The 25,570-nt window shown below is 42.1% G+C and carries 20 protein-coding genes; 9 read left to right on the forward strand and 11 right to left on the reverse strand.

Translation table 11 applies throughout. The features are described from left to right. Positions 1-113: 113 nt before the first annotated feature. The 5 genes from NA23_RS05385 (at position 114) to NA23_RS05405 (ending at position 10,391) form a co-directional block, all read left to right on the forward strand. Positions 114-3,218, forward strand: a complete 3,105-nt coding sequence (locus tag NA23_RS05385) for a DUF499 family protein (protein WP_033191784.1) — start codon at positions 114-116, stop codon at positions 3,216-3,218. Further along, positions 3,215-3,793 carry a DUF3780 domain-containing protein gene (locus NA23_RS05390; protein WP_033191785.1) on the forward strand — a complete coding sequence of 193 codons (579 nt, stop codon included), beginning with the start codon at positions 3,215-3,217 and terminating at the stop codon, positions 3,791-3,793. The genes NA23_RS05385 and NA23_RS05390 overlap by 4 nt, the downstream gene beginning before the upstream one ends. A gap of 20 nt (positions 3,794-3,813) precedes the next feature. Further along, the gene (locus NA23_RS05395) at positions 3,814-6,711 is read left to right on the forward strand and encodes an anti-phage-associated DUF1156 domain-containing protein (protein WP_203225706.1); all 2,898 of its coding nucleotides are present in this window, start codon (positions 3,814-3,816) and stop codon (positions 6,709-6,711) included. A gap of 46 nt (positions 6,712-6,757) precedes the next feature. Beyond that, on the forward strand, positions 6,758-9,481 hold the full coding sequence (locus tag NA23_RS05400) for a phospholipase D-like domain-containing anti-phage protein (protein WP_033191787.1): 2,724 nt from the start codon (positions 6,758-6,760) through the stop codon (positions 9,479-9,481). 70 nt (positions 9,482-9,551) lie between these two features. Next, positions 9,552-10,391 carry a hypothetical protein gene (locus NA23_RS05405; RefSeq protein ID WP_033191788.1) on the forward strand — a complete coding sequence of 280 codons (840 nt, stop codon included), beginning with the start codon at positions 9,552-9,554 and terminating at the stop codon, positions 10,389-10,391. A gap of 167 nt (positions 10,392-10,558) precedes the next feature. On the opposite strand, the gene NA23_RS05410 is transcribed toward NA23_RS05405, so the two are convergent. Further along, a complete protein-coding gene (locus tag NA23_RS05410; RefSeq protein ID WP_236938321.1) occupies positions 10,559-11,758 on the reverse strand; it encodes an IS110 family RNA-guided transposase in 1,200 nt (399 codons plus the stop codon). 211 nt (positions 11,759-11,969) lie between these two features. Here NA23_RS05410 and clpX point away from each other — a divergent pair, with 211 nt between their 5' ends. The 3 genes from clpX to NA23_RS05425 are packed head-to-tail and all read left to right on the forward strand — an operon-like array spanning position 11,970 to position 15,403. Then, on the forward strand, positions 11,970-13,202 hold the full coding sequence (gene clpX / locus NA23_RS05415; RefSeq protein WP_033191789.1) for an ATP-dependent Clp protease ATP-binding subunit ClpX: 1,233 nt from the start codon (positions 11,970-11,972) through the stop codon (positions 13,200-13,202). Positions 13,203-13,243: 41 nt separating this feature from the next. Further along, positions 13,244-14,260 (forward strand): tRNA (adenosine(37)-N6)-threonylcarbamoyltransferase complex transferase subunit TsaD, encoded by a 1,017-nt coding sequence (gene tsaD, locus NA23_RS05420; RefSeq protein WP_033191790.1) that lies wholly within the window; start codon positions 13,244-13,246, stop codon positions 14,258-14,260. Between the two features lie 27 nt (positions 14,261-14,287). Further along, complete coding sequence (locus tag NA23_RS05425) at positions 14,288-15,403, forward strand: hypothetical protein (RefSeq protein WP_033191791.1); 1,116 nt, start codon at positions 14,288-14,290, stop codon at positions 15,401-15,403. Here the strand turns inward: NA23_RS05425 and NA23_RS05430 are convergent. Next, positions 15,359-15,811 (reverse strand): rod-binding protein, encoded by a 453-nt coding sequence (locus NA23_RS05430; RefSeq protein ID WP_052107155.1) that lies wholly within the window; start codon positions 15,809-15,811, stop codon positions 15,359-15,361. The two genes, NA23_RS05425 and NA23_RS05430, sit on opposite strands and share 45 nt — an antisense overlap. A gap of 127 nt (positions 15,812-15,938) precedes the next feature. Between NA23_RS05430 and NA23_RS05435 the strand changes: the two genes are divergently transcribed. Continuing rightward, positions 15,939-16,868, forward strand: coding sequence for a DDE-type integrase/transposase/recombinase (locus tag NA23_RS05435; protein ID WP_033191792.1), 930 nt, complete (start codon positions 15,939-15,941; stop codon positions 16,866-16,868). A gap of 22 nt (positions 16,869-16,890) precedes the next feature. Here NA23_RS05435 and NA23_RS05440 read toward each other — a convergent pair whose 3' ends face one another. The 9 genes from NA23_RS05440 to NA23_RS05480 all read right to left on the reverse strand — a co-directional run bounded on the left by NA23_RS05440 (position 16,891) and on the right by NA23_RS05480 (position 25,568). Then, positions 16,891-17,886: a flagellar basal body P-ring protein FlgI gene (locus NA23_RS05440; RefSeq protein ID WP_407918641.1), complete on the reverse strand. Its 996-nt coding sequence runs from the start codon at positions 17,884-17,886 to the stop codon at positions 16,891-16,893. A 65-nt stretch (positions 17,887-17,951) separates the two neighbouring features. Then, positions 17,952-18,575, reverse strand: a complete 624-nt coding sequence (locus NA23_RS05445; RefSeq protein WP_236938322.1) for a flagellar basal body L-ring protein FlgH — start codon at positions 18,573-18,575, stop codon at positions 17,952-17,954. Positions 18,576-18,578: 3 nt separating this feature from the next. Further along, positions 18,579-19,508 (reverse strand): flagellar basal body P-ring formation chaperone FlgA, encoded by a 930-nt coding sequence (gene flgA / locus NA23_RS05450; RefSeq protein ID WP_249476971.1) that lies wholly within the window; start codon positions 19,506-19,508, stop codon positions 18,579-18,581. A gap of 328 nt (positions 19,509-19,836) precedes the next feature. After that, positions 19,837-21,771, reverse strand: a complete 1,935-nt coding sequence (gene gyrB, locus NA23_RS05455) for a DNA topoisomerase (ATP-hydrolyzing) subunit B (protein WP_275060683.1) — start codon at positions 21,769-21,771, stop codon at positions 19,837-19,839. Positions 21,772-21,807: 36 nt separating this feature from the next. Next, on the reverse strand, positions 21,808-22,098 hold the full coding sequence (locus NA23_RS05460) for a DciA family protein (RefSeq protein WP_033191794.1): 291 nt from the start codon (positions 22,096-22,098) through the stop codon (positions 21,808-21,810). Next, the gene (locus NA23_RS05465; RefSeq protein ID WP_236938324.1) at positions 22,086-22,835 is read right to left on the reverse strand and encodes an aminotransferase class IV; all 750 of its coding nucleotides are present in this window, start codon (positions 22,833-22,835) and stop codon (positions 22,086-22,088) included. Before NA23_RS05465 ends, NA23_RS05460 begins: the two co-directional genes overlap by 13 nt. Further along, the gene (gene mtaB / locus NA23_RS05470) at positions 22,807-24,105 is read right to left on the reverse strand and encodes a tRNA (N(6)-L-threonylcarbamoyladenosine(37)-C(2))-methylthiotransferase MtaB (protein ID WP_033191796.1); all 1,299 of its coding nucleotides are present in this window, start codon (positions 24,103-24,105) and stop codon (positions 22,807-22,809) included. The genes NA23_RS05465 and mtaB overlap by 29 nt, the downstream gene beginning before the upstream one ends. 36 nt (positions 24,106-24,141) lie before the next feature. Further along, positions 24,142-24,612: a CBS domain-containing protein gene (locus NA23_RS05475; RefSeq protein ID WP_033191797.1), complete on the reverse strand. Its 471-nt coding sequence runs from the start codon at positions 24,610-24,612 to the stop codon at positions 24,142-24,144. Between the two features lie 2 nt (positions 24,613-24,614). Next, positions 24,615-25,568: a 1-phosphofructokinase family hexose kinase gene (locus NA23_RS05480; protein ID WP_033191798.1), complete on the reverse strand. Its 954-nt coding sequence runs from the start codon at positions 25,566-25,568 to the stop codon at positions 24,615-24,617. Between the last annotated feature and the right edge of the window lie 2 nt (positions 25,569-25,570).

Consider the following 25,570-nt stretch of genomic DNA (forward strand, 5'->3'; position numbering starts at 1 on the left):
AAAAAGAGCTACAACGACTTCTGACAAAAAATCTAAGGATCTTTAACGAATTTATTATGCTGATATGTTATAATTTGTTATAGAAAACCACACGAAAGGTGGTGGGTGGGACGATGAGAACTCTTTACGAACTTTGCGTACCGCGTGAGAGCGTCTTTGACGAAACTAAGCGAGACGACGTTTTGGATTTAAGTGACTTAATCGAAAACAGAATAGACCCCTACCGATTCTTCGAAGAAACTTACATAACGGATGGTATGAGGGTATTATTCGACACAGCATTTAAACGCTTCCACAGACAGACCGCGGCTGGTGTCATCAAACTGAGGCAGAGCATGGGTGGTGGTAAGACCCACAACATGATCGCTCTCGGTCTTTTAGCAAGATATCCTGATCTTAGAGAAAAAGTCCTGGGAGACAAATTCAAAGACAGCCCGCTTGGTAGGATAAAAGTTGTCGCTTTTACCGGTAGAGAAAGCGATGCTCCGTACGGCATTTGGGGTGCGATCGCTGAACAACTTGGAAAACGTGAGATGTTTAAAGATTACTACTCACCCTTACAGGCACCAGGTCAGAGTGCCTGGGTGAACCTCTTAAGAGGCGAGCCTCTTCTGATTCTTCTTGACGAACTGCCACCGTACTTGGAGAATGCCAAAGCAAAACTAATCGGTGAGTCGAATTTAGCAGTCGTCACCACCACGGCACTGGCAAACCTTTTCAATGCCTTGAACAAGGAAGAGCTTTCCAATGTGTGTCTTGTTATTTCAGACCTGCGAGCCGTCTATGAAAGCGGAAGTGAACTTTTACAATCCTCATTCAGAGAACTTGAAAACGAAGTTAACCGATTAGCCATAGAAATCGAGCCGGTTAGTTTGTCTACGGATGAAATCTATCACATCCTCAGAAAAAGACTTTTCAAACAACTACCTTCTGAAGAAGAAATAAACGAAGTAGCACTTGCTTACAAAAAGGCAGTGATAGAAGCAAAACAGATGGGTTATACCAACCTCGCGCCTGATCAAATCTACAATTGGATTAAAGAATCCTATCCCTTCCATCCCTCACTAAGAGACCTGTACGCAAGGTTCAAGGAAAACCCAGGATTCCAGCAAACAAGAGGCTTGCTAAGACTCATGCGTATAGTTGTCTCACAACTCTACAAGGGCGACAACCCAAAAGCCAAGTACAAATACCTTATACACCCTTACGATTTTGATTTGAACGACCACGAAATGCTAACCGCAATAACTCAGATTAAGCCCTCACTTGCCAATGCTATCGCCCACGACATCGCTTCAAACGGACACGCAATCGCTGAGGAAATAGATTCGACCATAGGAGAGACTCATATGCAAGACCTTGCCAAGCTAATTCTTGTCTCTTCCTTGGCAGACGTTCCGAATGCTCTTCTCGGCCTTTCGATTCAGGAAACGGTAGGATACCTTTGTGAGCCAGGTAAGGATATTACCCGTGTAAAGAAGGCTTTGGACGAGTTCGTCATGCGGGCTTGGTACCTTCACACAGACAGGGACGGCAAATTGTACTTCAAAAATACAAGGAACCTAATTGCTGAGCTTAATTCTCTGGTCGAGTCCTATGATAACGAAAGCGCAAAGAAAGAGCTTAGAAACTTCCTTGAGAAAATATTTGAGCCCAAAATCGGAGATTGCTACCAGAGAGTATTGGTTTTCCCAGCGGTTGATGAGATTAGACTATCCGAAGATAAGGTCACATTGGTAATCTTTGAACCGTATATAGGTGGAACCGGCTTACATCCTGACTTGAAAGAATTTTACGATAACGAGAGGTACAAAAATAGAGTCATGTTCCTATCAGGTTCCAGAAGCACTATGGAGAAACTTCTGCGAGCCGCCAAGGAACACAGAGCAATTAACGAGATAATCAGCAGAATGGAGAACGAAGAAAAAGTTCCCGCAAGTGACCCACAGTACCAAAGGGCTCTTGAAAAAAGGGACAGAATAGTCTTAGAGCTTCTGCAAGCAGCGAGAGAAACATTTACGCAAATCTATTATCCAACAAAAGAAGGCTTGATCAAGGCTGACTTCCTCATGGAATTCAGGAGCAATGAATACAACGGAGAGAAGCAGATAAGAGACCTTCTCGAAAAGCGTCAGAAATTCACTTACGACACCACAAGTGATATCTTTAGAAAGAAATGTGAAGACCGCTTGTTTACACAAAAAGAAATGCGATGGAGCGACGTAAAAGAAAGGGCAGCTACGAACCCCGCATGGCAGTGGCACCATCCCTCCGCACTTGACAAACTGAAAGATGAAATGCTCAGAAAAGGCATATGGCGTGAACACGGTGGTTACATCGAAAAAGGACCGTTCCCAAAGGAGAAGACCAGTGTCCAAATCAGAGAACTTCGCAGAGATGAGCAAACGGGCGAAGTAATTCTTAAAATCATCCCACTTCACGGAGATAAGGTCTATTACGAAGTGGGTTCTGTGGCTACCACGGCTTCAAATCTCGTGGAGAACCTGAATGAGTTCAGAACAAAAGAAGTGAAACTTTCCTTCTTGTGTGTTGACAGCACTGGCGAGCATGAAACAGGTGAACCAGTTCTATGGATCAACAAATTAGAACTGAAGTATCGAACCTACAACAAAGGTTCAGACGAGATTATTGAGTTAAAAGCTGTACCTCCAGCAACCATAAAGTACACAACCGACGGCTCCAATCCAAAGGAAAATGGTGGGATATACGAAGGTGAGTTTATCGTTCCTCAGAACTGCACATACGTGCTTGCCGTTGCAGAAAAAGAAGGAGTTTATTCAGACGTTCTTCAAATTAAGATAGATAGGGAACGGGGAGTAAAGGTAGATGCCTCAAAGCCTCTTACCCTGAAAAGGCGTATCAAGACAAGCGATACTCGAGAAACGTATGAAGAAATCGGATTATTGAAGAAGTGCAACGCAAAGATTAGTGATGCCTCAGTTCTCTTCTTCACGAAAGAAGACTCATCGGATAGAAGGCGCTATGTTGAGGTAACTCTGGACTTGGAAGTGGATATTGACAAGCTTGAAAGGAGCATAGAAAGCATAAGAGAAAACTTTATGAACGATAAGGAAGTAACTATCATCTTCGAATCTAACAGTATTCACTTTGCAACGGGGCAAGACTTTTTGGATTGGGTCGCAGGAAAGAAACTTGAACTAAAAAACTTTAAACAGGGAGAGATTGTTCAACAATGAGCAGGATGGCAGATAAAAAGAATGTTTACGGCTTTGGTTTCATCCCTGAGGAATCTCAACACCATTTCTTGGTAATCATTCCGCGTTCAACTAACGGAAAAGTTGTCATTTACGAACGTTTCAAATGGCAAGACGGTGTCGAAGAACAGACAATCGACCCAAGAGAAGACAAACCGAAGGTCGCACTCTCAAAGCACAAGTGGAGACTTATAGAAGACACTTTAAAGAACGAATTCAACGCACGATTGAGGAAAGAAAAGCTCCCTGCTGGTAAATGGACCGTAGGCCAAGTCCCTGTCCATCGTCTCTTTGGCAAAGAAATGGTACTTTTAGCCTGGGCGATAGAAGACTGCGATCCTTCGGTGATACCAACGGCAATCAAAAACTGGCTTGGCCTTTCACCCGAGGAACGCTGGTGGCTTTTCACCATGACTAACGCTGCAACAGGAGGTCTTAACGACAAAAGAGGTTGGAGAAAAGCTATAAGGTACGCACTAACCGAGAACCCTGTAGAAGAAACGAACAAACAGTTAGACATATTCGACCTATTAATTCAAAGAAAAATAGACGACTGATTAATTCAGCAACTGAAGGGGTGGTAACGTTGTTTGACTGGAACAAGTCTTTTATAGAACTGCAATTCCCCGTCTCGAAGCTGTCAAAAGAAAGCTATAAAGAAAGAAAATCAAATTTGGGACAAACATTAACAGGACTTGGCAAATGGTGGGGCAGAAAGCCCCTTATTCTTGTTAGAGCGGCGCTGCTCGGATTGTTAATGCCGGTAAGCGACAATCCAAAAAAAGACATGGAGATGTTCTTAAAAGTAATGATGATGGACGAAGAAGGTCTGTGGCTTCGTAAAAAGCAACCTATCCCTGTCGAAGAAATATACGAAAACTTGACCGATGAAGAAAGACAAAAATATTTCGAAACCAACGGTGGTAAACTTAAATACAAGGAAGGTATCACGAAAAGGGAAAGAGATGAGCTGCAAAAACTCGTATTTAGCAGGCTTTCGTACGATGAAAAACTGAAGTACTGCCTAAGACCAGAAGAGGTTGACAACCTACCGGAACCATCGTGGGAGGTAATAAACCAGTATTTTGGAACAAATGCAAAGAACTTTCAGGAGTTCTTTCGGGAACTTGGAATGAAGAGATTTGGGCAAATTCCGACAGTGGGAGATTGCTTCTGCGGAGGGGGGAGCGTTCCATTCGAAGCCGCGAGGATGGGGTTGAACGTCTTTGCTTCTGATTTGAACCCCATTGCGATGCTCCTCACATGGGCTGCGCTAAACATATTGGGGAGTTCAGAAGAAGAGATTGAAAACTTAAGAGAATTTCAAAAAAAGATATTTGATCTTGCCGATGAACAAGTCACCGAATGGGGAATAGAGCACAACGAACAGGGGCATAGGGCTGTTGCCTATCTATACTGCAACGAAACCATCTGTCCTGAATGCGGATGGAAAGTTCCGCTCGCACCTTCCTGGGTAATTGGAAAAGGGACAAAAACTGTTGCGATATTGAAAGAAAATCACCAGACCAAGAGCTTCGATATTGAGATAAAGTCGAACGCAACCGCTGAAGAGATGCAACTTGCAGAAAAAACAGGGACCGTGAAAGACGGAAATTTAGTATGTCCGCATTGTAAAGTCTCTACACCAATACCAGCCATTAGGAAAGACAGGATAAGAGAAGATGGCTCAGTAGAGTACGGCCTTCGCCAATGGGAACCTCACGAATTTCTACCCCGTCCAGACGATGTATTCCAAGAAAGACTCTACTGCATTAGATATGAAAAACCGGATGGGGAAAGGTACTACACAGCCCCCACAAAAAAGGACTTAGAAAGAGAGGCAAAGGTTGTAGAACTACTTAAAGAAAGATTCACATCGTGGCAAGAGAAAGGGTATATTCCAAGCAGCAGAATTGAAGAAGGAGAAAAGACTCTCGAGCCTATAAGAACAAGAGGTTGGTCTTATTGGCACCAATTGTTCAATCCGAGGCAACTTCTTTTGCACGGACTTCTGATGGAACTGATTGACAAGCATGCAAAGACGCAGAAAGAAAAGGTGGTAGGACTACTGGGAGTAAATAGGTGTTGCAACTGGAACAGTAAACTTTCTAAATGGAATCCTGCACCAGCTTCAGAAAAGGTTGAGGATACTTTTTACAATCAAGCCCTGAATACATTATATGTTTACGGAGCCAGAAGCATGAAGTACTTAGCAAACAGTTGGTTTTTCGAGATATCGAGCTTTGATATAGAGGGTAATTCTGTTTCAATGGTCAGTGATGCAAGAAATATTACGCATGTGTCAACAATTTGGCTCACCGATCCCCCTTACGCTGATGCAATCAATTATCACGAGCTTTCCGAATTCTTTCTTGCGTGGGATAAGAAATTGCTGCTCGATACTTTCCCAGATTGGTATGCCGATAGTAAGCGTGCCCTTGCTATAAAGGGAAGAGGGGAAGATTTTAAGCAGAGCATGGTGCAAGTCTACAAGAACCTTGCAAAACACATGCCGAACAACGGAATGCAGGTAATTATGTTCACTCACCAAGATGTCAGTGTGTGGGCAGACCTTGCCTTAATCTTATGGGCAGCAGGTCTCAGGGTCACAGCCGCTTGGAACATAGCAACGGAAACAGAATCTGCAGGTCTTAAGGAAGGCAACTATGTGAAAGGAACAGTCCTTCTTGTCCTTCGCAAGCAGACTTCTGAGCAGACAGCGTACCTTGACGAGCTTTATCCCGAAATCGAACGCGAGGTTCAAAGACAAATAGAGATTATGAGAGAACTGGACGATAAAGAGGACCCAAACTTCAGCGATCCGGATTACCTGCTTGCCGCTTACGCTGCTTCGCTCAAGGTGTTAACATCTTACAAGCGAATCGAAGACATTGATATCGAGTACGAGCTTTCAAGAAAGAGACTACCCGGAGAAGAATCGCCTATTGAGAAGATAATATATGAAGCTGTTAGGATTGCGTACGACTACATTGTTCCAAAAGGCTTTGATTCGTACACATGGAAAACACTCACGCCTGAAGAGAGGTTCTACATCAAAGGCTTAGACCTCGAGAAAGATGGGATTTATCAAATCGGAGCTTATCAAGAATTGGCAAAAGGCTTTGGAGTTAAAGAGTACAAGGAGCTTCTTGCATCTACGAAGGCCAACCATGCAAGATTGAAAACTGCACTGGAATTTGGAACACGAGGACTCAACAGTGACGATGGATTCAGTAATACCCTTCTAAGAAATGTGCTCGCAGCCTTGCATCAGGCTATAAAGGCAGAAGACCCGTCAAGGGGAAAGAACTGGCTCAGAAACGAAGTTCCCAATTATTGGGGCCAGCGAACCACCATTGTTGAGATACTGGAATACATATCTTCGTTGGGTAGCATAGACACCATGCCTCATTGGAAGGAAGAAGCAAAATACGCAAGACTCCTGGCAGAACTTGTGAAGAACGACGGAGTGTAATGGATAGTATTTTCCTTAAAAGATTTCAGAGAGTGGGGATTGATGGATGATTTACCGTTATTCGTCAAGAAGAACAAGGCTCGACTCGCACTTTTTAAACGAAAAGTTGAAAAACGCTGTCAGCTACGATCGAATAGCTGGTTATTTCAGTTCTTCCATCATCGAGGTTGCAGGGGAGGCAATTGAAAATATCGAAGGTGTCTGTAGGGTGGTGTGCAATTCTGAGCTTCAGAAGGACGACTTTGTAACAATAAGCGCAGCTGTTAACGGACTGCGCAGGGAATGGTGTGCGGCAAAACCAGAGGAAAAATACAACAACATTCCTGAAAGGCTGAAAAAGCTTTACGAACTTATAAGAAGTGGCAAACTGCAGATAAAGGTCGTCCCAAACGATGTTTTTGGACTAATCCATGGTAAAGCGGGTGTGATAACTTTTAAAGACGGTCGGAAAACAGCGTTTATCGGTAGTGTGAATGAAACTCTCACAGGATGGAAGTTGAATTATGAGATCCTCTGGGAAGATGATTCGCCAGAAGCTGTAGACTGGGTCCAGGAGGAATTCGACCATTTTTGGAACAGTCCATACGCTGTTGCACTTCCGGAATTCGTGGTGGAGGATATCAAAAGAATCTCCGAAAGAAAAGTGATTTACTCCGTAGACGAATGGAAACAATCCCCCGAGCCTGCGTCCACGGTAGTTGAATCACCGATTTATAGAGAAGAATTGGGATTGTGGGAACATCAAAAGTATTTCATAAGTCTTGCTTTTGAAAGTCATAAAAAGAACGGGGCAAGGTATGTGCTTGCAGATACAGTTGGGCTTGGAAAAACTATCCAGCTTGCGTTGGCTGCTCAGCTGATGGCTCTCTACGGTGATAAGCCAATCCTTGTAATTGCACCAAAGACTTTAATATGGCAGTGGCAGGATGAATTATACAACCTTTTGGATATGCCTTCAGCCGTTTGGGATGGTAAAGGTTGGGTTGATGAGAACGGTATAAAGTACCCTGCTAATGGCTATACAGCCATAAAGAAATGTCCAAGGCGTATTGGTATAGTTCCGCAAAGTCTGATAACAGCGAAATCTGAACAGGTTCAGGAACTTTTGAATCTTGATTACGAATGTGTAATTGTTGACGAAGCACACCGGGCAAGGCGAAAGAACTTGGGACCGGGAAGAGAGAATGAAAAGCCCATCCCTAATAATTTGATGAAGTTCTTGCTTGAGATTTCTAAGCGTACTAAGAGTATGCTTTTAGCAACCGCAACACCTGTGCAACTTTATCCAATTGAAGCCTGGGATTTACTATATATACTTGCTCAGGGTAGTGATGCTGTTTTAGGGAATGTTTACAGCATGTGGCAGAGGTATCCTCAAAGAGCGTTGGACTTAATCACTGGTAAAGAAGTAATTGACCGCGCTGATGTTTCGGAGTATTGGGAATGGATCAGAAACCCGTTTCCTCCTGCATCTGAGGATGAAACAACGTTTGGGTTTGTAAGGAAACAGCTAAGAATGGCGGACAATGAGTTCGTCATAAAACCGGATGCACTTGATAGATTGGATGAGCAAGACCGCTTGCGAATCGAAAAGCGAATTCGCAGGATTATCGATAACGATTTTTTGATGAATCACAATCCCTTTATCAGGCATATCGTAAGAAGGACGAGGAGTTATCTTGAAAACAATGTAAATCCCGAGACAGGAGAACCGTATCTGAAAAACATAGAAGTTGTTTTGATGGGCGAAAGAGACGACGAAGCCATTATCCTACCTCCGTATCTCCAAGAAGCCTATAATTACGCAGAAAAATTCTGCGAATTGCTAAAAGAACGTACGAAAATCGTTGGCTTTTTCAAAACTCTGCTTTTAAGAAGAATGGGAAGTACGATGATAGCAGGAAAGCTCACTGCTGAGAGAATATTGAGTAATTGGCACTATTTATTGGTAGAAGAGGACTATGAAGGTGAAGAGAACGAAGACGAACTGCAAAGTCCATCAGAAGAACTGAGCCTAACAAATGAAGAAAGAGAATGCCTCGAAAATTTAATTGAGACGCTCAATCTGAACCAAGAAAGAGACCCCAAATACAACCTTGCTTTAAAGTTACTGCTGGAAGATAAATGGATAGAGCGTGGATGCATTATCTTTTCTCAGTACTACGATTCTGCGTACTGGATAGCTGAGAGTCTATCCGAGGACATCCAAGGCATGAAAATAGGACTTTACGCAGGTGGTGAAAAGTCTGGAGTATTTGTTAACGGCGTTTTTGAGAGGAAAGATAAGGAAGATTTAAAACAAATGGTTAGAAGACATGAACTGAAAATTTTGGTTAGTACGGATGCCGCGAGCGAGGGATTGAATCTTCAAACATTAGGTACACTTATTAACCTTGACTTGCCCTGGAATCCAACAAGGCTCGAGCAGCGAAAGGGAAGAATCCAGCGCATAGGACAGGTTTACGATAAGGTGTACATTTACAATATGAGGTACAAAGGGTCGGTTGAAGATAGAGTCCATCAGTTGCTTAGTCAGAGGTTTGAGAATATCTACAACATGTTCGGACAAATCCCAGACGTTTTGGAAGATGTCTGGGTTCACGTAGCGCTGAATGAGATTGAGGAAGCGAAAAAGAAAATTGATGCTCTTCCAACAAAACACCCGTTTGAATTGCGTTACCACGATCACATCGGTAGAATTAGTTGGGAAAATTGCGCTGTTGTGCTCGATAACAAGGAAAGAAAGAAGCACTTGTTATCCGGATGGTAGTCGAGTGCGCGTACAAAGGAGCGAAAAATACTCATATAATAAGAGTCACATTTTTCCGGAGGCGAGGTCTATGGGAGATTGCATTTACTGTGGCAGACCTGCGGGGCTTTTAAGAAAGTTTCATCCAGAGTGTAAAGAGAGGTACGAAAATACTTGGAACACAATGATCTATAAAGCTAAGAGCTCAGCACTTGGCTTAAGTCAGATGGATAATCTGGAGAACGAACTTCGCAATCTGGCAAAGCAAGGCTACGTTCCAGAACATAAAATAAGAGAGGCTATCGTTTCAGGCTGGGAAGAAGCTGTGCAACATTTTCTGGAAGATGGGCAGCTGGACAAGCAGGAAGAAGAGAAACTACTCAAGTTCATACAGTATTTTGGATTGAGCCAGTATGAATTAGATAAGAACGGAATGTACACCCGTCTTGTTCAAGCTGCCGTACTGCGCGACGTGTTAGAAGGTAAGGTTCCACAGCGTCTCACGGTAGCTGGGACTTTGCCTTTTAACTTTCAAAAGAACGAAAGCTTGGTTTGGGTCTTTAAAAGTGTCAAGTATTATGAGCAAAGGACTCGAAGGGAATACGTCGGCGCAAGCCAAGGAGTGAGCATTCGAATTGCGAGGGGTGTCTACTACCGTGTTGGAGGTTTTAAAGGCTATCCTATCGAAAAAGTCGAGAAGGTCCACGTAGATACTGGGATGCTCGCAATCACTACGAAACATATATACTTTCACGGTTCTGTAAAAAGCTTCAGGATACCTTATTCCAAAATTGTTTCGTTCACACCTTACTCGGATGGATTTGGAATTAATAAGGACGCTGCAAGTGCTAAGCCCCAAATCTTTGAAACAGGAGATGGATGGTTTGTGTACAATCTTGTGGTGAATCTCGCAAGAGGAGATTTCAATTGATTTAATGAATATTCAGGGAATGGTGCAGCACGTAAAAAAGCCAAATTTTCACCAACTCTTAACTTGATAGAATTTGTAAAAAATAAGATTTTGGTCTATAATATCCTTAAGACTGTAAAAGCGACTACTGTTTTAAAAAAACGAACCGCATAAATGTAAGGAGTCAACTATGCAAAATTAAATTTTTGTTTTGAGTGTGAGATAGCATAATCAATATTGAACTTCTCTTTCTTTCTCAACATTGCGTACAACGTTCGCAATAACTTGTGTACTACTGACATTATCGCTTTTTTGTACGGTATACCTTGCTGCCTTTTTCGTTCATAGTATGTTCGGAAATATTCGTTGTGAATCACTACACTCACTGCCATTAGCCATAGTATTCGTCTTAGGTGGGCATTGCCCCTTTTCGATATGTGTCCTTCTACTTTGCTTTTGCCTGATTGGGCAATGCTTGGATCGAGTCCACAATACGCAATGAGTTTTTTGTATGTACTAAATCTTGAGATATCTCCAACTTCTGCCAAGAAATGCATCGCGCTGTTTTCACCAATACCTGGTATTGACGTGAGTATCTCGATATCAAGGTTTATCGCACTACATTCGCAATATTCTTTCATCATCTTGTCGTATTCTTCAAGCTGTTGCTGTAAAAATTGTAGTTCTTTGATATTTTGCACAAGAATCTTTTCTTTCATCGGCCAATATTGAGCAATCGAGTTATTAGCGAGTTCTTTAAGTTTTTGAGCATTAAGTTTTGTACTTCTGCCACGGTCTTTGGAAAAGAACACATCCAGATTACGAGCCTTTTGAATAGCCTTGGCAGAAGGGAAATGAGAAAGAAGATTGAGGATAGTGTCACTGTAGATATTGGTAACTCTTTCGAGTTCAGGGAAAAGAACGTTGAGCAGTTTTTCGATATTGTCTTTAACTTTTGCGATGCGGTGGATAATGTTTTCGCGTGCTCTGACAATATCACGAAGCTCAGAGTTGACAAAAGCAGAAGAAGGAATTTGATGTTGTAGGTAAAACAAAGCAGTAGCGATAATGCGAGCATCGATTTTGTCGGTTTTGGTCTTTCGAAGAGAAGCAAAGTTTTTAACAGTTAGAGGATTAAAAACAGCGCAAGCAAAGTCGTTGGAAGAAAGGAAAGCCAGAAGGTTGAGATGATAACAGCCAGTAGATTCCATAGCGATGATGATGGATTGTTTTGGGAAGGCAGAGAGTTTGTTTGCGAAGGAGGAAAAGCCTTGCTGGGACATATCGAAAGAAGATTCGAAGATGATGGAACTGGGATTAGAGATAGCGCAGACGTTGAACTTATCCTTGGAAACATCGATGCCGACGAAAACAGGGAAGTTATCCATGAAAAATCCTCCTTTCGAATGATGAGGGCAGGGAGCCTACTGAACCAATCCTCCATGCTGACGAGGGCTGAAAGCCCAACCAACTTATCATGGTTAAAGGCAGGCAACAGACTCCCAAAATGGCTTAAAAGCCAAGGTGACATAAGTTGTCCTGCCCTCAATTTTTTTAAGCTAAATTATTTATACCATATTTTTATGTAGGAGGTAAAGCATGGCACAAAAGTTCTGTTCATTTTGTGGAAGAGCTGCGGATAAGGTAGAAAAGCTCATCGCAGGACCCGGAAATGTGTATATTTGTAGCGAGTGTGTGGAGTTGTTCCACGATATTCTTCAAAGCGACAAGAAGATAAAACCAACGAAGTTCGGAACAAGAGACAGAAAAGAGCTTCCAACACCATCGCAGATAAAAAGCGAGCTTGACAAGTACGTTATAGGGCAAGAACGCGTGAAAAGGATTCTTTCCGTGGCAGTCTATAACCACTACAAGCGAGTGTTCTTCGGAAAAGATACCTCTGATGTCGAAATTGAGAAATCAAATATCATACTCATTGGACCAACTGGAAGTGGGAAGACACTCATGGCAAGGATTCTTGCAAAGATCTTAGATGTACCTTTTGCAATAGCCGATGCCACACCACTGACAGAAGCCGGATACGTCGGTGAAGACGTCGAAAACGTCGTTTTGAGGCTCCTTGAAGTGACAAACTTTGATGTCGAGCGTGCACAGTACGGTATCATATACATAGATGAAATCGACAAGATAGCAAGGAAATCTCCAAATCCGTCTATCACCAGGGATGTTAGTGGCGAAGGCGTTCAAAAAGGTTTACTCAAAATCGTGGAAGGAACTATAGCCAACGTTCCACCACAAGGTGGTAGAAAGCATCCATACCAAGAATTCATCAAGGTTGACACCACAAATATATTATTCATCGTTGGCGGTGCATTCGATGGGTTGGATGAAATAATCAAAAGAAGGATAGAAGGCAGTGCGATCGGATTCAACGCACCAGTGAAGAGCAAAGAACAGATGCGACTCGGTGAAATCTTGAAACACGTTACTCCCGACGACTTGGTCCAATACGGTCTCATGCCAGAGTTTGTAGGCAGGTTCCCCGTAATTGGTACACTCGATGATCTTAGTGTCGATGACTTGGTCAGGATTTTAAAAGAGCCCAAAAACGCAGTCTTAAAACAGTACAAGAAACTTTTTGAAATAGACGGTGTTGAACTCGAAGTTGAGGAAAGAGCGCTTTACGCAATAGCCAAGGAGGCTTTGAGGCGAGGAACAGGAGCAAGGGCTCTGAAGAGCGTCTTTGAAGAAGTGATGATTGATATCATGTTTGATATTCCCGATTTGAAAGCTGTTGAAAAGGTTGTCGTCACGGAAGAGTGTGTCACAAAGCGTGAGCGTCCGAAAATATACATGAAAGAAACAGCTTGACGTAGTTGTAAAACTGCTTACAGAAGACGAAGGTGTTGTAGATGATAGTGCTTGGAATAGAGACAAGCTGTGATGAAACGTCTGTGGCTTTGGTTGAAGATAACAAGGTTTTAGCAAACCTTGTCTACTCCCAGATATCAACGCACAAAAAATTCGGTGGTGTGGTACCAGAAATAGCAGCGAGGGAGCATTTGAAAAAGCTCCCCGCTCTTTTTAATCAATTACTTACAGAAACGCAAGTCGATATGATGCAAGTGGATGGAATCGCCGTTACAAAAGGTCCCGGACTTATAGGAGCTCTACTCGTTGGTGTGTCATTTGCGAAGGGATTAGCACTGAGGTATCGAAAAAAACTCGTTGGAGTAAACCACATAGTTGGCCATGTCTACGCAAACCACCTGGTCTACCCTGAACTAAAACCTCCGTACGTTGTACTTATGGTTTCAGGTGGTCATACTCTAATACTAAAAACTGAAGATGATTTCAGTGTAAAATTGCTTGGTAGAAGCGTCGATGATGCCGTAGGAGAGGCGTTTGATAAAATCGCAAGACTTTTGGGATTGGGCTATCCTGGAGGTCCAGAGATAGACAAGATAGCCAAGACAGGCAATCCAAAAGCTTTCAATTTTCCAAGACCAAAAATGCACGATAGCGACTACGATTTCAGTTTTTCAGGACTGAAAACATCTGTGCTGTACGAAATCAAAAGGCTTCAAGCGAGCAACGTTTCTGAGCTTCCTATAAGTGACCTTGCCGCGAGTGCACAGGAAGCTATGATAGATGTTTTGCTTTACAAAGTCACGAAAGCTGCAAAGGACAACAATGTCCGCAAAATCGTACTGGCAGGTGGCGTTGCAGCAAACAGCAGGTTGAGAGAAAAATTGAACGAATATACCTCGGAATTTGAGTTTTACATTCCTCCGCTTGAATTCTGTTCTGACAATGCAGCGATGATAGCAAGAGCCGGGCTGGAGTTACTAAAAAATGGTGTGGACCACGGCTTGATGCTCGAACCTGTTCCGAACTTATTTGAGATGGATGAAATAGCGATAGGTTAATAAACTAAAAGATGTGGTGAATGAGTCGTGAATTACATCGTCGATGTTGAAGCCGAAGTGCTGAAAACTGTAATCAAAAAAGCTGATAAGGTGTGCGGAACATTGGAACCATCCATGAGAAAACTGGTCTTCCTTTCGGAAGACGAAAGGCTGTATATCATCGCCTCGGACGGATGTTTGAACGGATACTTTCCCGTTTGTTCTTTTTATTCTAAGATATCGGTCCCTTTCGAAATCCCTCTTGATGTCGTAAGACATTTCGTTTCAGAGCTCACTGGAAAAATTAGCCTCCATTTCCAAGATGGTGTGCTCAGTTTGAAATCTCAAAACGAAACATTACGACTCAGGATCTCACCACTTCAAAAAGACAGGGAAGAGAAAATATACGTTCCAGTAAACGCACAAGGAACGGCATTCTCAAAAAGGAAACTTCTGGCTGAATTAGATTTCGCATCATCATTTCTTGAAGAAGGAAGCTACGTAGATCTTTATTTCATCCGAAACACATTGGAGATGATTTCACAGCACTATGGACTTGTCGCTTATTCTCAAGTGGAAGTTGAGAAGAACAGTGAGGACCCAGGTGCAAAAAACGAGCAGGATATAAACAATTTTTCCATTCGCATACCGTACGTGTCTGCAAGACATCTGATCAAGGTTTTGGAAATTGAAGAAACCAATCAAGTGCAGATTTCGTTTGACCCAATCACCAACAAGATTCTTATTTTCTCTGGTGATATATTTACACTATGCACGGATGTACCTGATGAATCACCTGATTTGGTCAGAAACCTATGTAGCCGGTTCGAACCGAGAATCAGGATCCTTTCTTCATTACTTCAGAGATTGTTGAGAAGGTCGTTAATAGCAGGAAGGTTCTCAGATGTGGAGATTTATTCACGACACGGAGAGCTCGTTGTCGTTTCCCAACACGGTGCGGTTGCCTATAAGGCTTCGATTCCTGTTCAGAATGAGATGCAAGTTGTTGAATTTTCTTTTCAAACCAAGGCCTACATGTTGCGGAGTGCAATAAACCGAATAGGTAGTCAGTACATCAATATTGGTACAGTGAGCGAATATGTTCTTTTGACACCACCATCACTCTCCAGATTCCTGATTGTTCGAAATCAGAGAATTCAGTAATTGCAACGTTTCGAGTCTTTTCGCCATGTTGTTTTCCGACTTGACCTCTTGCGTCATCATCTTCCCGCCGAGTCCTTTGTAAATCATCTCAGATAAATCTTTCAGATCAGTTCTTGCAGCTTTCAGAGCGTACTGTTGCAGTAACATTTCTCTAAACCAACGCTCTCCAAAGCTCTCTTGGATGAGCCCACTCTTTTGAACTGTATTGTACATCTTCTTGAAAATCTCATATATGTACCACGCAGCAAACTCCTCGGAAACCTTTCTGAGCTGTTTCTGGTACTCTTCCGATTCTGTGTCAATATTAACCTTTTTCTCCGCATTTAAGTTCTTGTTGACGCCTGCACGATTATTAGATCCGATGTTGTGATTCAGGTTCCCGTTGACCTTATTGAGCTCAATTCCCATATTCCACACCTCGAAGTGCGTATGATGCTGTTAACTAAAAGTATTGAAAATTTCCAAAAACCGTATTATCTTCTTATTAGTGGAACACCCCCCACCATCAATTCTCACAAAAAGGAGGTACTCCACTATGCAAAATTCTGTAGTCTCTTGCCCCAAATGCGGCTCTACCAACATCTACAAAAACGGTCATGATAAGTACGGTAACCAACAATACTTTTGCAAAGACTGTAAGCGCACTTTCAGACTTGTTCATTCAAAAAAACACAAGTTCTTCTCTTTCCCTTATCCTAAATGCCCTGTCTGTGGAAAAACTATGCAAATCCACAAAATCAAAAAAGCCTTCGTTAAGTTCCGTTGCCGTTCTTGCCATACCAGAGACGAAATCCCAACTAACTTACCTCAATTTGTCCCTCTTCCTTTCGACTCTTTCAAGTTCTTCCGTTTCCCTATCTTTATTGTCCTTAAAGCCTTCGTCCTTTATTTCAAAGCTGTGTCCTTGCGTTCCATCAGAGACTCACTTAATATCAAAGTCTCTCATGTCGCTATCTACAAGTGGATCCTTAAGTTGTCTTGTTTCTTTTCCATCCTCGTTCCTGTAGATGCTTTCAAAGTCCATGGTGATGAAACTGTCGTTTTGTTTAAATCCAAAAAGTACTACGTTTGGTTCTTAGTTGAGCACGATTCGAATCTTATTGTTGCTTGGCATGTATCCAAATATCGCGATATGGGTCAAGTGAAGATATTGTTAGAGAAGTTCTTTGGTAACAACGAAAGAACAATCGAACTAATTACAGATGGACTTGGTGCATATGGTGCAGTGAAGATACTATACAAGAATATCAATCATATTGTTGTGAGACTTGGGCAAAACAATCAATGTGAATCGAAGTTTTCGTTATTCCAAGACTTTGTACGAGCCAAGCGTGGATTTAAGAATATTGACAATCTTCCAATGTACGTGAACAGCTTTTGTGTAGTGAGAAATCTCTTGAAACTGAACAACAATGATATTGCGCGTGTTATCTGTGTTCTATTGTCTTCCATCACTACAAGTTAACAGGATCGTGCGTATTACGGTATTACATTATCCTCAGCTGTGCGTATATGACACCTGCTTTGTGCAACTCTTGAATGATTGCGATAATATCCTGTGGAGTTGCACCGACAGACCTTAATGCCGTTATCAAGTTGCCAATGGTTGCTTGTTTATCACCGATCTGTCCGTTGGATATTACAACGACAAAATTGCCGTACGAAAGTACAAAGTCGGAAATCTTCACATCGCCACCGAAAACGACAGTTCCCGTTCTCTCGTTTATAACCACCTGTGCAGGCGTGTCTACCGGTACTTCTATCTCTTCAAGTAATGCAAGGAACGATATCACATCGTCGGCAAATGCATTTGGAATGGTCACTTTGATACTTGCACCATCGATTGCCTTCGCTATGTTTGTTTTAAACGTGGTATTTATCGCAGCAGCTGTTCTGGCAGCCGTCGTAAAGTCAGGCCTATCTAAGAGAATTGTTACGCTATTTCCGTCTACAATGCTCATCGGTATTTCCTTTTCAATAAGCGCACCGTTTGGAATGTAACCAACTACGGTAAATCGCTTTTGCAAACTCGCAGAGCCTTTTGCATCTTCACCACCAACTGAAACCGGGCCTTGGGCAACTGCATAAATATTACCATCGGCACCGTAAAGTGGTGTTTGCAAGAGTATACCATTTCTTAAGCTCTTTGCGTCGTTTATACTTGCTACCACCACGTCTAATCTCATGCCTGGTTTATAGAACGCAGGTATGTCAGCAACAACCATAACAAGAGCAACGTTGCGTGACTTCAAATCGTTTGGATTGACTGAAACACCGAAATTCTTCAACATATTCGCCAAAAGTGAGGAGTTCAGATTTCCGCTGTCACCGGTGCCATTCAAACCAACAACCAGCCCGATTCCAAACAACTGGTTGTCCCTTGCACCACGGAACTTTGCAAAATCTTTGATTCTTACATTTGCTGAGAATAGGTTCGATGAAATCAGCAAGGCAATTAAGAAAAATAACAGACCCGCTGAAATCTTTGATTCATTTGCTCTCCTTAGCACATTCCTCATACTCCATGCCTCCAGAAATTTACGTTTATTTAGAATTTAAACAAGTTCGCAATTGCCGAAAGCAGAAGACCCAGCCAAGAACTTTCTTGTGGGTCGTCTTGGAAGACGATCTTCCCGTTTTCCCATATTTGCGCGTTGATAAGGTCCGTTGAATTGACGATATTTCCTGGTTTTATCGCATCTGGATGAACCCATCCTGTGATAATAATCTCCCTGAGATCGTTCCCTACTTTAATTTGCTTGCGCCCCTCAAGGAAGAGTTTGCCTTGCTGATCCACTTCCTTCACAACTGCCGTAAGTTCAAGCACTGCATTAGCCTGACTCTTATTGTCCCGCTTATCTGTTGAAGAGCCACTTGATGGAAGGTACTTACTCAAATCGAGCCCCACCAACTTTGTGCCTGTGTTTATAGCGTTGATGAATGCGTTAGTCAGTGTATTAACTTGCGAGGAAGTTGAAATCCTTGGGGACTCGTAAACAACTACGGTGACATAATCTCCGACCCTTGAAGGCTTGTATGTACCAAGAATATTCTTAAATTGCGGATTTGTAGAAGATGTGTAAAGTGAAGTGGCGAATGTCAAAGAAGAAATACTAACAAATAGTAGCACCGATGCGATACTGAGATTTAACAAAGTTCTTTTCATCTCCATATCTTACTCCACCTCCAGAACGATAACTGTCCCATTTTCTTGCACTGTTCCTTTTACAATGCTGCCATTATCTATGTTTTTAATACTTATGACACTTCCCACGTATCCATGTTCTAACGCCTGTGCAAGTATCGAAACAGTAACACCCCCCACACGACTGTATGCCTTTACAAACTGACCTTTGATGACAATAGGTACATCCTTTGTGTTTCTCATATCAATAATCTCACCTTTTGAAAAGACCTTATCAGCAAGTAATGGGAGGTCATCTTCGAAAACGGGAACTTTGTTGAGTGCTAAAACATTGTACTCTACGTATTCTACGTCCTTAATACCAATTATCTCTCCCTTCTCTATCTTTCTACTCGCAACTGCGATATTCCTTAACAGAATCGCTTCATATTGGAACAAAAGATAACCAACGATTCTACCTGCCTTCCTTAACGTAACTTTTACGAAGGGAGATGATTTGTTAGCTATCTGTACCGATACGGAATAACTGTCATGATCGAGCAATTGTCCAACCTGGCTTTTTAACTTGAACTCGGTTCCTTGTGGGTACCGTCCTTTGAGCTCTTCCAATATAATCTCTCTCAACTTTTCATTTGTCAAAGTCTGGTGCTCAGAGCCCTTTGTTGTGCTTTCTACAGGTTTGGCTTCTATAACGACAGGGACATCGTCTATCCGTGCTTGAACATCCCCAATTCTCCTTTTAACCAAATTAAGCAGGTATTTCTTATTAAGTGAAAGAGAACTGTTGACAGGAACGTATGCAACGATGATTTTCTCCAGCACTTCAATGGGAACATCTGTTTCGGATGCCTCCACGAGTTCAAGCATAGTGACAGGCCCACCGGAGGTGGTTAATGAAGATTTGAAAACAACACTGTATGAAAATAGCATTGAAGCATAAACAACGGCTACAAATATCAACAAGCTCAGCCGAAGATTATTTGTAAAAGCCATAAACTTACATCACCTTTCCGCGCTGCTGTCTTATTTGTCTGTCCACAGTTCATTATACTATACGAATAATTTGATCTCCTTGTTAGCGATTTTTGCATGAGTTGAAAGTCAAATAGTAGAAATCTTTTTTACAGGTGTATAAATCTCTATCGAGATTTTATATGAAAAGTTGCGGTAGGTTGCATTAAACTAAAGAACATGTGATACGCGTGCACACTCATACATGTAGTCTATGGTTGACAGAAAAGCAAAAAAGCGCACCTGCGGGTGCGCTTTTTCAACAAATTCCGCATTTTCACACATCCAGATCAACTAAGCTGAGTTGTCTTGCATGCCTCATTATATAACCTCTTCGTTCTTCTGGGTCTTTTCCCATCAAGATCTCAAAGAGGTTGTCCGCTTCTTCGGCGTCTTCTATCGTTATTTTGATTATCTTCCTTGTTACTGGGTTCATCGTCGTTTCCCAAAGTTGTTCTGGGTTCATTTCGCCAAGACCTTTGTACCTTTGGATTTCGTAACGTTTACCATTTATGCCTGCAAGCCTTTCTTTTAGTTCTTCATCTGAATACAGGTATACGGGCTTTTCACCACTGACGGTGAGCTTGTAAAGTGGTGGCATAGCTACGTATATTCGTCCATTTTCAAGTAATGGACGCATGTACCTGTAAAAGAGAGCTAAAAGCAACGTTCTTATGTGCGCACCGTCAACGTCCGCATCGGTCATTATTATGATTTTTCCATACCTAAGTTTCGACTCATCGAAATTGTCCCCTGTTCCAGTCCCTATGGCAGTTATTATGTCCCTAATCTGCTCATTTTTGAGTAATTTGAGTTCGTTGCTTTTTTCAACGTTAAGTATCTTTCCTCTAAGTGGCAAAATGGCTTGGAAGTTTCTATCTCTTGCTTGTTTTGCACTCCCACCTGCAGAATCACCCTCAACGATGAAGAGTTCGGATTCCTCTAAGTTCTTGGTAATGCAATCCGCGAGTTTTCCAGGAAGTGTTGAGGCACCAAGACTGCTCTTTCGTTTCACAGCTTCTCTTGCGCGTTTCGCTGCTTCTCTTGCTTCCCTTGTCTGCTGAGCTTTTTGAATTATAACTTTCAGTACAGATTCGTTGACCTCAAAGTAGTCCGTCAGTTTGTCTCTGACAACTTTAGCAACGGCGTCCTGGACTTCTTCGTTACCAAGCTTGGATTTTGTCTGTCCTTCGAATTGTGGTGTTCCCATCATGAGCACGGATATAACAGCCGTCATTCCCTCACGCAAATCTTCGCCTCTGAATGGTTCACCTTTTATTAAGTTCTTCTTCTTCCCAAGTTCGTTTACAACCCTCGTAAAAGCTGTTTTGAAGCCAGTGACATGAGTTCCACCGTCAACAGTCTTTATGTTGTTCACAAACGAAATGATTTCTTCAATGTCATTATCCGTGTACTGAAATGCTACTTGAACTTGAACGTCTTGTACTCCTCCTTCTATATAAACTATATCGTGGAGAGTCTTTTCACCTCTGTTCAGGTAGGATACGAATTCTTTCAAACCTCCGGAGTAGTGGAGTGTTCTCTGGATATTGTTCCTCTCGTCGATAAATTCTATTGTCACATTCGGATTCAGAAATGCTAAGTCTCTCAACCTTGTTAGTATCGTGTCAGAATCGAATTCAACGGTTGTGAATATGGTCTTATCGGGCTTGAATCGAACTATTGTTCCGCGATTTGTGGTCTCACCTACAACTTCCACTTCCGTAACTTTTACTCCACGAGAATAGCGCTGCCTGTAAATTTTACCGTCCCTATGAACCTCAACTTCCATCCACTCCGAAAGTGCGTTCACAACAGAAGCACCAACACCGTGCAAACCACCACTAACTTTGTAGCTTTCTTTTGAGAACTTACCACCAGCATGGAGTGTTGTCATCACAACTTCAAGGGCACTTGTCCCCGTTTCCGGGTGTATATCGACTGGTATTCCTCGACCATTGTCTTCAACCTCAACTGACCCATCTGCTTTAATCCTTACGGTAATCCTATCACAATAACCTTGGATAGCCTCGTCTATGCTGTTATCAACGATTTCATATACGAGGTGATGTAATCCCGTCTTACCCGTCGAACCAATGTACATACCTGGCCTTTCTCGAACAGGTTCCAGACCTTTCAAAACCTTTATGTTCTGAGCAGTGTATTGATTTGTTATTCCGTTCTCTTTCTCTTTATTCACTACGTTGTCCACAAACCACACCTCCGATTTGCTTTTCTTACGCTCTTGCTATCTCTTTCGCTCAACTTCAATTTTTATGTCTGAAAATGTTATGCCTAAGTATTGTTCGATTTTCTTCTTAATTTGTCGCTTCATCTTCTTGAGTTCGTTGCTCCATATTATATCGTCACATGTTATAGTTACTATACCTGATTCAAAGCTTTTGAAAGTGCAGTGCTTTGAAACCGCACTTCCAAGTATTTGAACCGTTTCATCCTGCAGTGAAGACAAGACAAGCAGCTTCCTGAAGAATTCGTTGCTTTTCGCCAAGTCTTCAAATGCTTTTTTCAGAGTAAACATTTTATATACTCCTCGAATTCTTTGGCGAGTTTTTCAGAAAGGCTTGTACTGATGGTTTTAAGAGTACCCACTTGATGAACAGGGACAATACCTCTGCTTGTATGTGTTAGAAATACCTCATCTGCGTAGAACACTTCGCAAGGTTCTACAAACCTCTCTTCAACGGTGTAACCTTTCTCTTTTAAAAATCTTATCACGTACATTCGTGTGATACCGTCCAATATGCCTGAATCCAGAGATGGTGTTACGAATCTGCCGCCTTTTAAAAGAAATACATTACTGAAAGTTCCTTCGCACAATTGACCTTTGCTTCCCAATAAAAGCACATCGTAATTGTCGCCCTTTGTGAGTCTTGCGAGGTATATGTCAGGTCTTCCAAGAGACTTTAAGTCAGGCGGAATGCTACTTGGACCTGCTCGTCGTACGTTAGTGAAATCTATCTTAACATAATCAACGGTAAAATTTTCGGTAGACTCTTGGAAAACATAGCTGAGTAGCCTACCATCGTACACATACACTACTCTGATTCGCTCTGAAAGGTTATCGTAGATGAGCTTTTCAAACTCTTCGTAAGTTGGCGGGTTTATCTTAAGGTATCCAAGTGACTTGCAGAGCCTACGGTAGTGCTCTTCTATCGCAAATGGTTTCCCGTTGTAAGTTCTGAGAGTTTCGTAAACAGCTATTCCCTTGGTCAAAGCATCTATGATCTCATTCGTTTGATGCCTGCTTTTGAACAACTTTCGACACCACACCTTCATTCGTGACTGAACATATCTTCACTTTTGAAAATTCTCCGATAATGCCCGTATTGATTTCGTGGAAGAGGTAATATTCATCGTATCCGTAAGCAATTCCGTTCTGCACGCCTTCGACCAGTACAACCGTTGTTTTACCAACAAGCTGTTTTCTGTACTCGTTGGCAACGTTATCGGCATGCTTTATAAGTATCTCAGCGCGATCTTTTTTCACATTCCCAGGTACTTGGTTTTCAAAACGTGCTGCAGGTGTATTCGGTCGTTGAGAATATCTAAAAGTATGGACTTTACTGAATTGGATAGTTCTAACAAAATCTAACGTTTCTTTGAATTCTTCTTCCGTTTCACCAGGGAAACCGACCATGATGTCCGTAGTTATGGAAAAGAACGGATCGATCTGCCTAAGTTTGTTAACTCGCTCTATGAAATACTCGGCGCTGTAGTTTCTCCCCATCCTTCTCAGCACACTCGTGCTTCCGCTTTGAGCGGGTATGTGCAAGTGGTTGCAAATTCGCTCTTCTTGTGTAATAACCTTTATCAGTTCGTCGGTCAAGTCCTCGGGATTTATTGAGCTCAACCTTATTCTGAAATCACCTTCGATACTTGCAATCTTCTGCAGCAGTTCCGCAAGGTTAACCCCCAAGTCCACACCATACTTTCCCAAATTCAAGCCAGTTATCACTATCTCTTTATGCCTTTTACTGACGAGCTTTTCGATTTCTTTGACCACCACTTCTATTGGCTTACTTCTTATTCTGGTACCTCTCAACGAACGAATCACGCAGTAAGTACATCCGTTATTACATCCATCTTCAACTTTTACAAACGCTCTGGAACGCTCGGTCACAGAGTTTTCGACGATTTCGAATGATATATCGTCTTCTTCCCAATACCGAGAGTTGAAATATCCACCAACTTCGTTTATGAAATTCAGTATGCGCTTTTTTTCAAGATTACCAAGTACTAAATCCACACCTAACGAACTGTACTCTTCGATAGCTCTTGGAACTTGGACATAGCATCCTGTAAGTATGATCTTCGCGTCTGGATTGAGTTTTCTCAAGTGTCTAACTGCCTGCCTTACCTTTCTTTCTGCCTCGCCAGTTACCGCACAGCTATTGAGTATGTAAACCTCCGCACCTTGATCTTCACCGTAAAGTACCACATATCCAGCATTCTCAAGCATCTCTATTATCAGTTCACTTTCGTATTGATTCATCTTACACCCGTGAGTAATCACCGAAACTCTCATCCGCGTTTCACCACTCTCCTAAATTAACTCTAAACCTTACTTTATTTCTTCTACTGTATTGGCGTTTATAGCACTTTGTAAAATCGCAACTCTTGTAACGTACCCCAGCAAAACGTTGTTTTCATCAACAACAGGGACCATTTTAAAGCCTTTTCTCATTATCATATCCGCAACGTAGAGCAACGTGTCATCTTGTTTCACCGTAAAAACAGGCTTTGTAGCGTATTTTCCTATAGGATTGTGTGCAATGCTCTTCAAATTCTTTATGAATAAGTTTGTATCTGGTAGAAAAGCCGCAGTTTGAAGCAGGTTGAAGTAGCTTGGCAAACATGCTTTTATTATATCGTCTTCGCTAACAAATCCGACCACTCTCAATTCTGAATCGACAACGCAGAGACCCGAAAGTCCAGTTTTGTGGAGTATATCAACTACGTCCTCAACGGTATCGTTCTCGAATACGAATGTTAAATCGTAGGTCATAAAGTCTTTAACCTTGAGATTTCGCATACTTACTCCACCCTCTCAGTCGTTATATGACCTAAAAATTCTTCTATCTGTTCCACGGATGGTGGCTCCTTACCTAAGTAGGATGTCTTTGCAACAGCAGCCGCATACCCGTACCTTGCCATGTCGATGCAACATTTATTCTTAAGATTTGCGTACACCATTGCTGCAACGAATGTGTCACCGCTACCTAACAAGTAAGAATGGTCTATTTGAATTTTTGGGGAGAACTTCCAAACACCGTCTTCGTTCGCAACAAAGTCGTACACCGTTTTGTAAGACAGAATGGTGAGCTTCACTCCCTGTTTGACAAATTCTTTCGCCGCTTGTGTGTACTCTTGCTCCGTGTTCAGAATGTTTCCAAGCACTTTTTCACTTCTTCTCATGTCGTATTTTAAAACATCTGGATAAGCAATCTTTATAGATTCGGTTATAATTTCATCACGTGCCTCCCAAAAGACGGTTTTATTGTACTTCTTTGCTATTTTCGTCAATTCGCCGTATATGTTGTTTGGAACACCCTTCGGAACGCTTCCCGATATGACAACCACTTTTACTTTTTGAACAAGAACCTCGAATCGTTTGATGAACTTTTTGATGTCTTCCTCATTTACCCTTGGACCTTCTGAATTTATCTCGGTCAGTGTGTGGTTCACCGTATCTACAATAGCTATATTTTCACGTGTCTCATCGTTTATCCGCATAAAGCTCGTCGTTATCAGTGAACTTTTCTTTCTCAGCTCTGAAAGGAGCACGTTTCCAACGTAGCCTCCGAGGAAACCCGTGACAACAGACTTCACACCGTAATTCGATAAGATAACGGCAACGTTTACTCCCTTTCCACCGGGACTCATCTTGTTCTTTTCATTAGGGACGATGTTCAACTTATCAATTTTGAAATTGTCGACCACAAACTCGCGGTCCAGAGCCGGGTTAAGACATACGGTCAAAACTTCCATGG

The sequence above is a fragment of the Fervidobacterium islandicum genome (assembly GCF_000767275.3).
GTDB classification, from domain to species: Bacteria; Thermotogota; Thermotogae; order Thermotogales; family Fervidobacteriaceae; genus Fervidobacterium; species Fervidobacterium islandicum.